The 15,672-nt window shown below is 41.3% G+C and carries 10 protein-coding genes and 1 pseudogene; 7 read left to right on the top strand and 4 right to left on the bottom strand.

The window, feature by feature from the left end; translation table 11 throughout:
• Window positions 1-15: 15 nt before the first annotated feature.
• The 4 genes from C3F22_RS10260 to C3F22_RS10245 all read right to left on the bottom strand — a co-directional run bounded on the left by C3F22_RS10260 (window position 16) and on the right by C3F22_RS10245 (window position 4,370).
• A complete protein-coding gene (locus C3F22_RS10260; RefSeq protein ID WP_104426493.1) occupies window positions 16-1,449 on the bottom strand; it encodes an alpha,alpha-trehalose-phosphate synthase (UDP-forming) in 1,434 nt (477 codons plus the stop codon).
• Complete coding sequence (otsB, locus tag C3F22_RS10255) at window positions 1,442-2,284, bottom strand: trehalose-phosphatase (protein ID WP_104426492.1); 843 nt, start codon at window positions 2,282-2,284, stop codon at window positions 1,442-1,444. Before otsB ends, C3F22_RS10260 begins: the two co-directional genes overlap by 8 nt.
• Before the next feature lie 609 nt (window positions 2,285-2,893).
• Complete coding sequence (locus C3F22_RS10250) at window positions 2,894-4,102, bottom strand: IS256 family transposase (RefSeq protein WP_004672268.1); 1,209 nt, start codon at window positions 4,100-4,102, stop codon at window positions 2,894-2,896.
• Window positions 4,103-4,175: 73 nt separating this feature from the next.
• The gene (locus C3F22_RS10245) at window positions 4,176-4,370 is read right to left on the bottom strand and encodes a hypothetical protein (RefSeq protein WP_004783113.1); all 195 of its coding nucleotides are present in this window, start codon (window positions 4,368-4,370) and stop codon (window positions 4,176-4,178) included.
• Window positions 4,371-4,884: 514 nt separating this feature from the next.
• Here C3F22_RS10245 and sbmA point away from each other — a divergent pair.
• The 7 genes and pseudogenes from sbmA to C3F22_RS10210 all read left to right on the top strand — a co-directional run bounded on the left by sbmA (window position 4,885) and on the right by C3F22_RS10210 (window position 15,577).
• A complete protein-coding gene (sbmA, locus tag C3F22_RS10240) occupies window positions 4,885-6,078 on the top strand; it encodes a peptide antibiotic transporter SbmA (protein ID WP_034170398.1) in 1,194 nt (397 codons plus the stop codon).
• A 319-nt stretch (window positions 6,079-6,397) separates the two neighbouring features.
• Window positions 6,398-7,144 carry an IS5 family transposase gene (locus tag C3F22_RS10235; RefSeq protein WP_005234608.1) on the top strand — a complete coding sequence of 249 codons (747 nt, stop codon included), beginning with the start codon at window positions 6,398-6,400 and terminating at the stop codon, window positions 7,142-7,144.
• A 410-nt stretch (window positions 7,145-7,554) separates the two neighbouring features.
• Window positions 7,555-8,118 carry a hypothetical protein gene (locus tag C3F22_RS10230; protein ID WP_228203537.1) on the top strand — a complete coding sequence of 188 codons (564 nt, stop codon included), beginning with the start codon at window positions 7,555-7,557 and terminating at the stop codon, window positions 8,116-8,118.
• A 554-nt stretch (window positions 8,119-8,672) separates the two neighbouring features.
• Window positions 8,673-10,334 (top strand): group II intron reverse transcriptase/maturase, encoded by a 1,662-nt coding sequence (gene ltrA, locus C3F22_RS10225; RefSeq protein WP_005265392.1) that lies wholly within the window; start codon window positions 8,673-8,675, stop codon window positions 10,332-10,334.
• 101 nt (window positions 10,335-10,435) lie between these two features.
• Window positions 10,436-10,882 (top strand): annotated as a pseudogene (locus C3F22_RS10220) (hypothetical protein); the annotation flags it as partial.
• Window positions 10,883-11,294: 412 nt separating this feature from the next.
• Window positions 11,295-13,334, top strand: coding sequence for a M13 family metallopeptidase (locus C3F22_RS10215; RefSeq protein ID WP_104426491.1), 2,040 nt, complete (start codon window positions 11,295-11,297; stop codon window positions 13,332-13,334).
• Between the two features lie 194 nt (window positions 13,335-13,528).
• Window positions 13,529-15,577 (top strand): M13 family metallopeptidase, encoded by a 2,049-nt coding sequence (locus C3F22_RS10210; RefSeq protein WP_005234467.1) that lies wholly within the window; start codon window positions 13,529-13,531, stop codon window positions 15,575-15,577.
• The last annotated feature ends 95 nt before the right edge of the window (window positions 15,578-15,672 follow it).

Here is a 15,672-nt window from a genome sequence, read left to right as displayed (position 1 = left end):
ATGGGCTTTCAGACCTTAGGCATGCATATTGAACTGGGTCGAAATGCCTTTGGCCACTGGTCGATAAATTCGCAAGCTTTGTGATTTTTTCAGATCAGACAGGAACTGATCACGCCAGCGAATGATATCGAAATTCTTCAAGCCTTGCTGTAAATAGCGGTAACGTTCCAAACGTTCCGACTTAGGCATACGCAAGGCTCTTTTCAAGGCTTTGGCCATACTGTCCTGATCATAAGGATCGACTAGTAAGGCTTCTTTCATTTGCTCGGCAGCCCCGGCATATTTAGACAGAATCAATACCCCTGGATCCAATGGATCTTGCGCAGCAATATATTCCTTAGCCACCAGATTCATCCCGTCACGGATTGAATTCACCCAGCAAATATCTGCCTTACGGTAAAGCTGCATCAGGGCTTCATGACCCAAAGTGTCATAGCTACAGTCAAAAGGTAGCCAGTTTGCATTGCCATGCTGATGATTTAAATTCTGCACTGCGGCCTGGAACTGTTCATAAAGTTTTTTATAGCTGTTCACATCCAGTCGGCATGGGCAGGCAATCTGTAATTGCTGGAACTGATTTTTAAATTCAGGCTGTTCATCCAGTAACTCCTGGAATGCATGAATTTTCTCCAGCAGCCCTTTACTGTAGTCAATCCGGTCAACCGAAATAATAGTCTTATGGGCATGTGCTTTATCCAGATCAAAGGGCAGGTCAGTGACTTGACTCTCAGCAGCCTGCTTCTGAAGCTGCGCCGGATGTACACCGATTGGATAAGCCTTCACATAAATCCGTTTAGACTGATAACTCAGGATTTCATCATTGCGATGCTGAATATTTAATACCTGTTCCAGGAAATCAATACAGTTGGCCTGATCGCGTGGAGTCTGCAGACCAATGACATCAAAATCTGCCAGATGTCGGGCCAGTTCCTGATAAGGAGGCAGCGTTTGCCAAAGTTTCAGTTCTGGGAAAGGAATGTGCAGGAAGAATCCAATCCGGTTGCGCATGCCTAATTTACGACAGTAATGCGCCACACTCAGGAAATGATAATCATGAATCCAGATGATGTCATGCGGTGAAGCCACCTGTTTCAGGTGTTTGGCAAAACGCAAATTGACATCTTTATAGGTTTTAAAATCCTGTGGCTGATATTCAACACGTTGATGCTGGTCATGCATTAATGGCCATAAGGCATTATTAGAAAAACCACAATAATAACCCTGGTACTGGGCTTCGCTCAGTGCACTGGTATGATATTCCACATTCTGATGTTTCAGAATCTGAAATTTCTGTTCCTTGTTCTGGTCAACTCTGGAGCCATTCCATCCAACCCAGATACCGCCTATATCATGCAATGCATCCTGCAATGCAACAGCCAATCCACCAGCCTTCATACTTTCTGGGTTAGGTAGATTCACACGGTTTGATAACACAATGAGTTTAGACATGTGATTTCTCCAATGGTTGTTGTTCTTGTACTTCAATTACATTTAAAAATTCTTTCAGGAAGGCCTGAACTTGAGAGACGTTCTCCAGTCTGTACCGTGCTAGGGTCTGGCCAAGGCCTACTTTGATTGAGCAGCCGTGAAGGGCATTGATGACCTTGAATCCGGCTTCATCGGTCAGGTCATCACCAATAAACATGTGATAATGATCAGTGAGATGGTATTGCTGAATAATCTGTTGAATCGCTGAACCTTTATTGGCGCCTTTGGGCACCAGTTCAAAAACATACTTGCCAGCTTTTAACTCAAAGTCGGAAAACTGGTTGAGACATTCCAGCGCAAAAGCATGTACGCGATCTTCTAGTTGAGGATGTTCACGAAAATGTAGCGCAACAGAATAATCTTTAACCTCGATCCGCAAATCAGGGATTTGAACTGCCTGTTCCTGAATATATTGTTTTAGGGCTTGTAGCTGCGGCTTATTTAAAGAGATTAATGTCTTTAAATCAGCTTGATAGATTAATTCCAGACCATGTGATCCAGCGATATTCCATTGCAGAGGGTGAATAAGTTTTTGTGCTTGTAAAATCGAACGACCAGTAACTAATATCAGCTGAATATATTGTTGTAAATTTTTCAATATATTTATAATTTCAGGATGAATTATACTTTTATCTGGATCTGGGTGAAATTCAGAGATTGTTCCGTCAATATCAAGAAATAAAACAACCTGATTTGAGTCCATATTCAGGTTGCAATCATTTAAAATCATCTTTGGCGATATATAAGATAAGCTAGATGAATCTTCTAAATTTTGTTCCCTATGTATGTCTGACATAAATCCACCTAAGTACATGATATAAAGTAGATTAAAAATTAGAGTTAAACTGTGTGATTTTTAATCTAATTATTTTTATAACATATTCTATTTTTCAAAATGGCGTTAGGCGCAGAAAAGAAACACTTTTGACATGTAAAGTTACTTTGTAAAATTTGGAAATATTCAGTAGGAAAGATTGATATTCTTTGTATATTTGTAAAATAATTTTTCAGTGATTTTTAATATATTAATAATGATATTTAAGGTTGTGCATATTAAGTGATTGAGTAATTTTGAGTGCTATAAATAAGACTCTTTTGATTATTTAATGTGAAAAATGGTTTTGATTTATATTTTTAGAAATTAATTCATCAGCTTTCTATTAAATAATAGGCATTAAATTAGAAATATTTGAAAACACATTTAATATAAAATAGAAATATAGCGCAGCCTATTAATTTTTTATTAAAGCCGGTTTTGAAAGGAAGTATAAATTATAAAATCTTGGTGCTACATAGAAGAGTTAGGGTTATATCGTTGAGAGACTAGGTGTAGACATAACCCCATAAAGAGGAGAGCAGAGTGCTTATAGCTCGAGGGTGTAAATAATTCTGTGTAAATACAGTTTTAAAAATACTTGGTTACACGCTCTTCAAACATGATACTAAAGCGATTCATGGCAGCTTTCCAATTCTGAATAGGCATCGTCCATTTTTTGCTTGCTGCCATAATTGCTAAATATACCACCTTTTTCACGGAATCATCAGTTGGGAAGATTTTTCTTTTCTTGGTTGCATGGCGGATAACGCTGTTCAATGATTCAATCGCATTCGTCGTGTAAATCGCTTTGCGAATATCCATAGAATAAGCGAAAAACGTGTTTAGATTCGACCAGTTGGCAAGCCATGACTTGCTGATTTGAGGATACTTCTCATCCCATTTTTGTCCAAATTCATCTAAAGCCTGTAAGGCTGCGTCTTCTGTAACAGCTTGATATATCTTTTTTAAATCGGCTGTGACAGCTTTGTAGTCTTTCCAACTCACATATTTAAGGTTGTTGCGTACCATGTGGATGATACACAACTGAATATGCGTATCAGGGTAAATTGTATTGATTGCATCAGGAAAGCCCTTCAGTCCATCTACGCAGGCAATCAGAATATCCTTTAACCCACGATTTTTCAGTTCTGTAAGGACTGAGAGCCAAAATTTAGAACCTTCGTTTTCTGACATCCACATACCTAATAAGTCTTTCTGTCCGTCTGTATTGACACCTAATGCCAGATACACCGCTTTGTTAATAATCGTACTATCTTGACGCACTTTCACGACGATACAATCCATATAGACAATAGGATAAAGGGCATCCAATGGTCGATTTTGCCATTCTATTACTTGTTCTTTAACTGCATCCGTCACTTTGGAAATAAGCGTTGGGGAGACGTCCGCATCGTACATTTCCTTGAATGTGGCAACGATATCTCGTGTCGTCATGCCTTTGGCGTATAGGGATAGGATTTGGCTATCCATTTGTGTGATACGGGTTTGACTCTTCTTGATCAGCTGGGGCTCAAAAGTGCCATCACGATCTCTAGGCGTGTCTAGTTCAAATTCACCATCATCAGTAAATAGCCGTTTGGTTGTATAGCCATTACGTGTATTTTTGCCTATACGAGGACTATTCTTCTCATAGCCTAAATGTTCAGTCAGTTCAGCATTGAGTGCAGTTTCAACGGTGAGTTTCTTTAAAGCTTTACTGAAATTATTCAGGTCAGCTTCTGTTTTTAAGTTCTTAGCAAATTCTTTTGCCAATGCCAGCATTGCTTCATCTTTCATGGTAAACACCTGTGTTGCCCCCCAACAGCGTTGAGGGATAGTTTAAGCGTTTACACAGTTTTATTTACAGTCTCTATAGCTCTCTCCAAACATCGTTCTCATCTTTCAATGGAATAGTAAAGTTAAAGTCATCATCATTACTAACTAAAAGGCTGGTAGGCGTTTGCATCACAACTTTTAAAACAGTACCAGCTTCAAAAATAATCGGGTGACAGTTTTCCTTTTCCAAGGTCACTGGCTTAAGTAATTCAATCACAGAACTTTCCATATTTTTATTCCCAAATATTGATACTTCGCTGTTTTTTAATCTTAACATGATTTTTGCAAATTTAACTAATTTTTGAAAAACCGAGACATAAGTCAACAAGTCGATCAGTTTTTTCTTAAAAAGCGCTTAATCCAGTAAATTAAAGAGCTAAAGATTAAGATTTAACTTTCAAACGATTTGTGTTTCTTAAACTCGAACATTTTTAGTCCATTTACCGACGAAAAGAAGAGAAAAAGACAAACGGCGTCAAATAGTCAATCTAGCGCAATATCTACTTGTCACTTTTTGACAGGCCAGTCATGATCTCCTTCATTCTATTGCATACGTTATGCGCTACTATTAAAGCAAGAATCATATAATCTGATATTAATTTGGCTTTAGCGATTTTGTGTTTGTATGTAATTTTTTACATTGAATTGCAAATTTATGCTGCAGTTCGTTGAAAGTCTGAAAATAAGAATAAACTGTGCGTCATTTGGATGACCCGTACATCTATAAGGAGAATTAAGCCCCAATGTTTAAGTCATTTTTTCCACAACCAGTGTGGTTTTTTAGTAGTCTGGTACTGTGGTTTCTGATCAATCTTGGCCTTTGGCATAGTGGTGGATCAGGCTGGGGTGTCTATTTAGGTATGACTGAAGGTTATCATGATCTTAAAATGCCGATAGGAATCAGCCGTTTCTGGGCGCCAAAATTTCTCTGGTTCTATCTCTGGTTTTTTGTAAGTACCGCGATATTCGCTACCTTCTGGTATTTTAAAGCGAAACATCCCTGGCAGCGCTGGTCCGTGTGGGGCTCGGCCTTTATCCTGTTCAATATCTGGTTTGGGGTGCAGGTTAATGTCGTCTTAAATGAATGGTATAGCCCGTTCTATGACCAGATCCAGAATATGCTTACCCAAGGGGGCGGAGATGTCAGCCTATTATATCAAGGTGCATTGACCTTTATTTATATTGCCATGGTCTATGTCACGCTGGCGGTGTTTAACCTGTTCTTTGTCAGTCATTATGTATTCCGCTGGCGTACAGCGATGAATGACTACTATACGGCGCATTGGGAAAAGTTACGTCATATTGAAGGGGCGTCACAGCGTATTCAGGAAGATACCATGCGTTTTTCCAAAACTACGGAACAGCTGAGTGTCTCACTTATTGAATCTCTGATGCTATTAATGGCTTTCCTGCCAATCCTGTATGAATTATCGAGTCATGTAAAAGTACTGCCGATTGTCGGTGAAATACCGCATGCATTAATGTGGGCGTCGATCGGTTGGGCAGTTATGGGAACTGTGATTTTAATGATTGTCGGAATGAAACTCCCTGGACTGGAATTCAATAATCAGAAAGTTGAAGCGGCTTATCGTAAAGAGCTGGTTTATGGTGAAGATTATGCTGATCGTGCTCACCCGCTTACCTTGCAAGAACTGTTTAGCCGGGTACGTAAGAATTATTTCCGTTTGTATTTCCACTATGCCTATTTCAATATGGTTCGTATCTGGTATCTACAACTGGACAATATTTACGGATTATTTATTTTGTTTCCAAGTATTGCCGCGGGTGCGATTACACTCGGTTTGATGATGCAGATCCTGAATGTTTTCGGTAAGGTTCGTGAGTCTTTCCAGTATCTGATTTTATCCTGGCCTACGATTATTGAATTGCTCTCCATCTATAAACGTTTGAAAGCATTTGAATCCCATCTCGATTAATTTTTTCTTATATTCATAGACAATTTTAAAAGCCAGACCAGCACAGGTTTGGCTTTTTTATTGATTAATTTTTATTCAACATCAAGTTGAAAATTACGATCTGCAGAAGTACAAAAAAATAGGATGAGTGGTACCCAAACATCCCAGTATTAGGGTATTCAAGCTATTTTTTTTGTCTAGAATTTTAAAGGCCAGCCAGGGTGGTATTTAATTTCCAATAATATGGCGTATAAAAACAATTAGGGTGTGTTGACACTTTTAGCTTAAAAAATAGCGAAGTAGTAAAATCAAATCGCCAAACACAATTTTACTATTCGCTATGCCTCGTACCATGCTGACAGATCAACACTGGCAAAAGTTGAAAGTTATTCTGCGTAATTTATCCATTCACCACAACTCAAATTTACGCAATTTTATTGAAGCTATTCTCTATAGAATTAGAACAGGCTGTCCGTGGCGAGATATTCCTTCCTATTTCGGTCAATCAAACTCTATTTTCAAACGTTTTAATCGTTGGTCAAGCAGCGGTAAGTTACTTAGATTATTCAAATTACTAGCCTCATGCCCCGATATGGAGTGGATTTTTATTGATGGCTCTCACGTACGTGCTCATCAACATTCTGCCGGTATAGCGAATCAATCCATTTCTAAAAGTGTAGGAGGAAACTCCTCAAAAATACATTTGATTGTTGATGCAAATGGCAATCCTGTTGATTTCATGATTACCGATGGAACCACACATGATGTCAAAGTTGCACCTGATTTAATATCAACATTAGACTTAAAAGAGACAAAAGTGGTCTGCGCAGATAAAGGCTATGATTCAGAACCACTGCGTGAACAGATCAGAAAAACAGGGACTAAAGCGAATATACCAAAGAAAATAAATAGCCAATCGAACAATGATCATATGGACTGGTATTTATATAAAATCAGGCATTTAGTTGAAAATATGTTTTGTAGATTAAAGCAATTTAGAGGAATAGCTACTCGATATGACAAGCTCAAAAGAAATTATCAAAGTGCTGTTGCCTTAGCCTGTATATTTTTATGGCTACCTTTATAGGTTTAATTATGAACAGTAAATGTCAACAGACCCTAGTGTACGTAAAGGAAATTATTCAAATTATAATCTCATTCAGACAGCGATAGAGAGCATAATTGCCGTTATCATACATGATAATAATATCTCTAATTTTTGTTGAATGAGTAACCGGAGAACTGATCCGTTTCTTCGGTTTTTTTAATATCTTTTTTCTACTGCTTCATCTTTCAATTGATGAGTAATCCAACGTATTTATTGATATTGAAGAATGTTAATTTGATCAATTTATTTGGTTTTAAGCTAGATGAATTAGGCACTCTATTCCTCATTTTTAGTGATAGGTCTCGCTATATTTTTATATTTATCAATCTGTTGAGATTGTTTTTTTAGCATATTTGCTATATGTTATAGAGGCCTGGGGGAGATAAGCAGTGAAGCTAAAATTAATAATTCCAACAATATGTGTAGCAAGTCTGGCTGGATGTAACAGTATTCAGCAAATGAAATCAGATATGCAGCATCCTTATGCAAGTCCTCAAGAACTGATCGTTAAAAGAAACCTGAATCAAGCTGACGGTTCGGCAAAAGAATATGTTTATTCATGGGAAAAATCCAAGCAGCATTTAGAGCCACAATCCCTCTATCCACGAACCACTTTAAGCCAGTACTGTCATGAACAGGGCGGCAAGTTTTCTCTGTTATACAAAAGCCAGTTAGCTTCAGTAAAAGATTCTGCCCAGAAGAACCGTTTAAGCAAAAACCGTTATGTCACCCAAGGCATTGGTGCCTATCAATGTACAATGCCTCAAGGGCAAAACTGGATTGTTTCTATTGAGCCGATTGCTGAACGTCAGCTAGATAAGAATAATACTACCCGTGTAGTCCGGATCCTGAGCAAACTTCAAAGCCCAGCTGAAGCGCGTCATTTCTATCAGGGCCATAAGACTACGACTAAGTCTAATAAAATTGTCGAGGTGCGACACGAAGTCGCTTAATGAAGTTGTTCCCCCTGCGGGAACCACCCGTGTCACCGGGTGAATCTAGAAGGCTGAATAAAGAGCGCCTTCGACAATGTAACGAGGCACCGCAAGGTGCGGGGTATCAATCGTGAGAGGCGTACCCTTCTGGCAGCCATAGCCGGACAAGGGCTAGATAATCGGTATGGTGAACACATGTGAATCTGCGTAACGATCGTTAAGTTGAACGAGCGGAAATGGCTGATACGCTCGAACCAAAACGGTAATGGAGGTGGGAATTGCGTCTTTCGACTACGCATTCGTGACCCATACGCCTCCCGGTCGATAGCAGGCACCTAAGCCGATGTACTTCAGTAAGCGGAACGTGGAAATCCCGTATTACTCCCATTGGGAAAGCAGTTTGCAAAAACTGCCCATGGTGATGCGGGCGAAGGAACGAGGAAAAAGCGAATGCCAGTCTGTAATGGGTTGGATAGAGGTTGAAACATTACCCCACGCGAAAGCGGGCTGACGTCCTTATGGTCTCTCATCACAAGAGAGTGTGTAGAACCCTTTTAATGGAGGGAGAGCAAATGAATGCAGCAGTATCAGCGTGTGCACCTTCCAGCACATCGTGGGACAGCATCGATTGGATTGCTGTACAGCGTCATGTCAGAGGGCTGCAAGCGCGTATTGTGAAGGCGGTACAAGACGGCAGGCATAACAAGGCGAAAGCTTTGCAATGGCTGCTGACTCACTCGTTTAGTGGCAAAGCATTGGCCGTCAAACGAGTGTCTGAAAACAAAGGCAAAAACACGGCTGGGGTCGACAAGGTGACTTGGAATACACCCAAGGCCAAGACCGGTGCGATGATGTCGTTGAAGAGGCGAGGTTACACGCCCCTTCCGCTTCGGAGAGTCCTTATTCCGAAGAAAAATGGCAAGATGAGACCTCTCGGGATACCCACGATGAAATGCCGGGCCATGCAGGCGCTCCATCTGCTGGCTTTGGAACCCATCGCGGAGACCATCGCTGATCGGAACTCTTATGGGTTCAGACCGCAACGCTCAACCGCGGATGCTGCAGCACAGTGCTTTGGTGTGCTGTCAAGAAAAGTAAGTGCGGAGTGGGTGCTAGAGGGTGACATTCAAGGCTGTTTCGACAATATCAGCCATGACTGGATGATCGCCAACCTCCCAATGGACAAGGTGATTCTACGGAAATGGCTCAAAGCCGGTTACGTCTACCAAAGCAAGCTGTTTCCCAGTCGTTCCGGAACACCGCAAGGAGGTATTATCTCCCCGGTGCTGGCCAACATGACCTTGGACGGACTGGAAACGATGCTGGCGAAGAGGTTCTCTAACGCCAAATGGACAGGCAAAAAGCTGCAACTGGTACGGTATGCGGATGATTTCATCATCACGGGGTATTCTAAAGAGTGGCTCGAAAATGAAGTTCGTCCTGCCGTGGTTGAATTTCTGGCGCAGCGCGGTCTCGTGCTCTCTCAGGAAAAGACCAAAATCACGCACATAGGGAACGGGTTCGATTTTCTTGGCTGGAACGTACGTAAGTACAACGGCAAGCTACTGATCAAGCCGTCAAAGGCAAACATCAGCGCTCATCTTGACAAGCTGCGAGCATTAATCAATGCAAACAAAGCGACACGACAGGCCACTTTGATCGGTTTGCTCAACCCGATTCTAAGGGGTTGGGCCAACTATCATAGTCATGTCGTTGCCAAGAAGGTTTTCAACCAGGTAGACAACGCAGTGTGGGAAATGCTCTGGCGATGGGCTGTACGTCGCCACCCTCGCAAGACACTCCGATGGGTCAAAGATCGGTATTTCAAAGTACAAGGAGCGCGTCGATGGGTGTTCTCATGTGATGAACAGTCCGCCGATGGTCGGAAGCGACAATACACATTAGTGTCTGCCTCGGACACGCCAATTGTGCGACATATCAAGATCAAGGCTGCTGCTAACCCTCATGACCCCGCATGGGATGAGTACTTCGAATCCCGATGGGGTAAAAGAATGCTGGTCTCCGCAAAGGGGCGAGCCAAGCTGTATCGGGTGTGGCTAAAACAAGGTGGTCGCTGCTGCGCCTGTCTTAAACCAGTCACCAAAGATACACCATGGCACAGCCGTCATATTGTGAAGCTAAGTCATGGTGGAACGGATGCAGTTGCTAATCTTGAGATTTACCATCTGTATTGTCCGAGGAGTGTTCAGTTTGCCAATGTCAACGATGTATAACCGGGTGCCGAATGGCGCCTTAGCAGAGGCTTGAGCCGTGTGCTGGGAAACTCGCATGCACGGTTCTTAGGGGGTTGGACGTAGGTAACTGCGTCTGACTACCCGACAAGAATGCAGCCAAAACCTCAGTCAAAGATGAGAAAAAGGAATTAGATAAAAAAGAAGCCGATAAGAAAGAAATAAAAATACCTGCTGTTGAACCGACAGTGGTTGCTGTCCCTGCTGCTCGTACAACTAGTATCGAAACGCCACAACAGCAACAGATGAAATTGTATGTAGCTGCACGTCGTGATATCAATAGCGGTAAGAACCTGAACAATGCCTGCAATAATGCCCAGCGTACCTATAACTATGGCAAATTACAGGGTACAGAAGGAACACGTGTCTATACTGAATCAGGTATGTTAGTGGCACGCTGTTTAAGCAGTATTCCAGTCTATGCTAACCGTATTCCAAATTCCAAGGTTCAGGCCAAACGAGTACTGCAGAATCTGGCCACCAACTATAACCATACTGGGGCGAAGAATAAGTTGAGACAGTTAAAATAAGTCTATTATTTTCACATGCAGTTTGATCATTTATTTAGCAGAGTAGATGCACATGAAAAGTCATCTACTTTAAGGATTGGTGATATTGAAAAAAGTATTTCTTAAGCATAGGCGAACTTAAAAGTAATATTTTTCTTTCGAATACCAATGATAGAAGATAAATAGTTATCCTATTGATAGGAATAACTATTAATTAGTATTAGGTTGCAAATCGAACCTTATTTCACAGTGAATCTCCCATCGCCATCTCAGATTTTCTCTTCTATATCTCCTGTTAAATACAAGCTAATTCAACGGCATATTCTAGAAATTATTGGTATATCTTTTGCTTAAAAATTATCAGTTTTGTGCTTATGGACTGAGCAAGAAAAACTAATTGATTTTTAACATACACAATAATGAGATTTATCGCTTGAGAAAACGTATTTTAAGTCATTTGATTCTTGTGGGTGCATTTCTACATTCGTCTGTGAGTTATGCAGTGAGTACAACTTCATTAAAATCGGCAATTGATCTGAATGCGATTGATCGGACGGTTGATCCAAAGCAGGATTTTTATCAATTCGTGAATGGAAACTGGCTGAAAACCGCAAAGATTCCAGAAGATCAGGCATTGTCGGGTGCATTTGCTGAAGTGAGTATGAAATCAACCCAGCAGTTATTTGACATTTTTAATGAGCTGGCTAAAAAACAGTATCCGCAAGGTAGCAATGAACAAAAGGTCGCAGATCTCTATGCCAGTTATATGGATACCGATCGGCTGGAACAACTTGGGCTTGAGGCATTGCAACAAGACCTGCAGCGGATTGAAAGTATCAAGACCAAAAAAGATCTGGCAGAGTTTTTTGCCTATGCGGAAAAAATCAATCTGAATTTGCCTTTCTCTACCCGTTTTTATCAGGACCGTAAAGCTTCTTCCAAGGCTATGATGTATGTAGGGCAAGGTGGCTTGGGGATGCCTGATCGTGATTTTTACCTGAGTGAGCAGCCTCGACAACAGGAAATTCGCAATACTTATCTGCTTTATATCGCCAATACCCTGAATTTTGCCGGTCAGCCTAAGCCGATTGAAGATGCTCGCACTATCTTGGCTTTGGAAAAGGCATTGGCAAAAATTAGCTGGTCCGCTGTAGAGCTACGTAATGATGAGGTGAGAACCTATCTCGTTGAGACTAAAAATATCATTAACTATATGCCTTCTTTTGACTGGATGAATTATTTCTCAGAACTGGGCTTAAAAGGTGCAAGAAAAGAGGTTGCGATCTCGCAGATTAATTATTTGCGTCAGCTGGATCAGTTATGGAAGGTCGTTCCAATTGAAACCTGGCAAACCTATTTGAAATTCAACCTGATCAATAGTTATTCACCATTTTTAACAGAAGTTTTTCAAAATCATCATTTTGAATTTTATGAAAAAACGCTAGAGGGTGTACAAGCACGTTCTCCACGGAAAGAGTCCGCTCTGGAACTCACTAACGGTATTTTAGGTAATGTGCTTGGCAAGCTCTATGTAGAAAAGCACTTTAATGAAAGCCAGCGCCCGGCCATGCAGGAAATGGTAGAAAACGTCCGTAAAGCCTTTCATCTGAAACTCGATCAGGCGGACTGGATGGGTTCGGATACCAAAAAACAAGTACGGCATAAACTTGACAGCATCAATATTAAAATCGGTTATCCGAAAACATGGCGGGATTATTCAGCCCTAGAGATTCGTAAGGATGATCTGATTGGTAATATCCAGCGGACCCGGCTATTCAATTACCAGCGTGAACTGGATCAGGTGGGAGAGCCGATTGATCCAGAAGCCTGGCACATGTCGCCACAAACAGCCAATGCTTACTATAACGTCAAGCTCAATGAAATCGTATTACCTGCGGCCATCTGGCAGGCGCCATTTTATTATGATGATAGTCATGATCCTGCAGTGAATTATGGTGCTATAGGGGCTGTTATCGCACATGAAATTAGCCACGGTTTTGACGATAGAGGAAGCCGCTTTGATGCCAAAGGCAAGGGTGAAGAAACCTGGAACGAGCACGACCGTAAAAAATTCAATGAACGCACCAAAGCCTTAGTCGAGCAATATAAACAATACGAAGCTCTCCCAGGGCATAAGGTGAATGCGGAATTAAATAAAAGTGAAAATATCTCTGACAACTTGGGCTTAGGGATCGCTCATATGGCTTACAAGTTATCGCTCAAGGGTCAGCCAGCACCTGTCATTGATGGCTTTAGTGGAGATCAGCGTTTTTATATAGGCTGGGCACAAGTCTGGCGTAGTAAAAGTAATCCTGAATATTTGTTAAATAGCCTAAACCTTGCTAGCCATGCACCTGGTCATGTGCGTGGCAATGGCGCTGTCCGCAATCAGCAAAGTTTCTATGAAGCTTTTGAGATTAAAGAAGGGGACAAGATGTATTTATCACCTGAAAAACGAATCTCCATCTGGTAACAGGATTTAAAAAAACAGCTCTGTTTATCTGAAAAGAGACAGGCCTATTTTTTTATCTAAACAACCAGCAGGCAGAGCCAAGACCAGTTTAAAAATTGGCATATATGCTGCTTATAAAGATTTAAGTGTTTGATTATTAGGTCAACACGTATTGATAAATTCAACTGCGCAGTGAAGCGCGAGGATAGCAAGCTTTGAAAATTTTTCTAAAAACCGCATTGGTAAGTGCTTTATTAGCGGTTTCCTCTGCAAATTATGCTTCAGATCAAACCGCTATTGCAGCACTTGGCTCGGGGATTCATCTTCAACATTTTGATAAAAAAATCGCACCACAACAGGACTTCTATCAGCATGTAAATGGGCACTGGTTAGAGCATGAGGAAATTCCAGCTGATATGCCAAACTGGGGTGCATTCACAATTTTGCGTGAAAATTCGACCCAGCAATTACATGACATTGTGGAAGAGCTGGCGAAAACTAAATCGGAATATGGCAGCAATGAGCAGAAAGTGGGGAGCTTGTATGCCAGCTTTATGGACACGGAAACTTTAAATGCAAAAGGCATCCAGCCGCTAAAAGCAGATATCGCCAAAATTGAGGCCATGAAAAGCAAGAAAGATTTTACTTTATTGCTTGCAGACTATGCAAAAAACCGTGTCAGTACGCCTTTTGAATTTGGCGTGATGCCTGACTTGAAAAAGTCTGATCAAATGGCGGTGTTTTTAGGTCAAAGTGGTTTGGGCTTACCAGATCGTGACTACTATTTAAAAGACGATGAAAAACTGAAAAGTGCCCGTGAAACCTATGTTAAACATATTGCTAAGCTGTTGACGCTCTCGGGTGAAACGGAAGCAGAAGCGGCTGCACATGCACAATCTATTCTGAAGTTAGAAACTGAAATTGCCAAAATTCAGTGGGATAACGTGCAGAACCGTAATCTCGAAAAAATGTATAACATCTATACATTGAAAGACGTCAAAAGCCTGGTGCCAGAATTTGACTGGAAAACCTACTTTAAAGCAACGGGTTTAGACAAAAAAACCAAAACCGTAATTGTGGCGCAAAAAAGTTATTTTGAAGATTTAAACAAGATTTTAAGTAGCACACCCCTCGATGTATGGCAAACCTATTTCAAATTCCATCTGATTGATGGTGCTGCACCTTACTTAAGTCAGGAATTTGCTGATGCAAACTTTGAAATGTACAGCAAAACCTTACGCGGTGTGACCGAGCAACGGGCACGCTGGAAACGTGGGGTTGATATGACCAATGCGGTACTCGGTGAAAGTCTGGCACAAGTCTATGTCGCAAAACATTTCCAGCCTGAACAGAAACAGCGCATGGAAAAACTGGTAGAAAACCTGCTGCTGGCATTTGAACAGAATCTGGAAAAACTGGACTGGATGGGTGCAGAAACCAAAGCACAGGCACACCGTAAGCTGAAAAGCTTTAGAGTGAAAATCGGCTATCCAAATAAATGGCGTGACTACAGCAAGCTGGAAATTAAAGATGGCGACCTGATTGGTAATCTGCGTCGTACCAACAGTTTCAATTATGACATCGCGCTGGATAAACTGGGCAAACCGGTCGATCGTGAAGAATGGCATATGCTGCCGCAAACGGTAAATGCTTACTACAACCCGATGGGCAATGAAATTGTTTTCCCTGCTGCGATTTTACAGCCGCCATTCTTTGATATGAATGCCGATGATGCCGTGAACTATGGGGCAATCGGGGCAGTAATTGGACATGAAATTAGTCATGGCTTTGATGATCAGGGCAGCCGCTTTGATGCAGATGGCAACATGAAGAACTGGTGGACAGAAGAAGACGATAAAAAGTTCAAGGAAAAAACCAAAGCTCTGGTCGAGCAATATAATGCTTATGAAGCGATACCGGGCTATCATGTCAATGGTGAACTGACCTTAGGTGAAAATATTGCCGATAACTCAGGTCTGGCGATTGCCTATGAAGCTTATAAATTGTCTCTTAATGGAAAGCCTGCTCCGGTGATTGATGGATATACTGGAGATCAGCGTTTCTATATTGGCTGGACGCAAGCATGGCGTGCCAAAGTTCGTCCAGAACTGGCATTGCAGCTATTAAAAACAGACCCGCATTCACCAGCAGCCATTCGTGGTCGTGCCACTTTACTTAACCAGAAACCTTTCTATGAAGCCTTTAGCGTCAAGCAAGAAGATCCGATGTATCTGGAAGAAGATAAACGGGTAAAAATCTGGTAAGTCTGATTTCCTCATTCGGTTCCAAAAGTCCTGACTGATGTCGGGACTTTTTTTTATCTCTCAGGTTACAGAGTTCTACAGGTTTTCTAATCTTT

The organism is Acinetobacter sp. ACNIH1 (genome assembly GCF_002934695.1).
GTDB lineage: Bacteria > Pseudomonadota > Gammaproteobacteria > Pseudomonadales > Moraxellaceae > Acinetobacter > Acinetobacter variabilis.
This window is presented reverse-complemented; position numbering and strand designations above follow the sequence as displayed.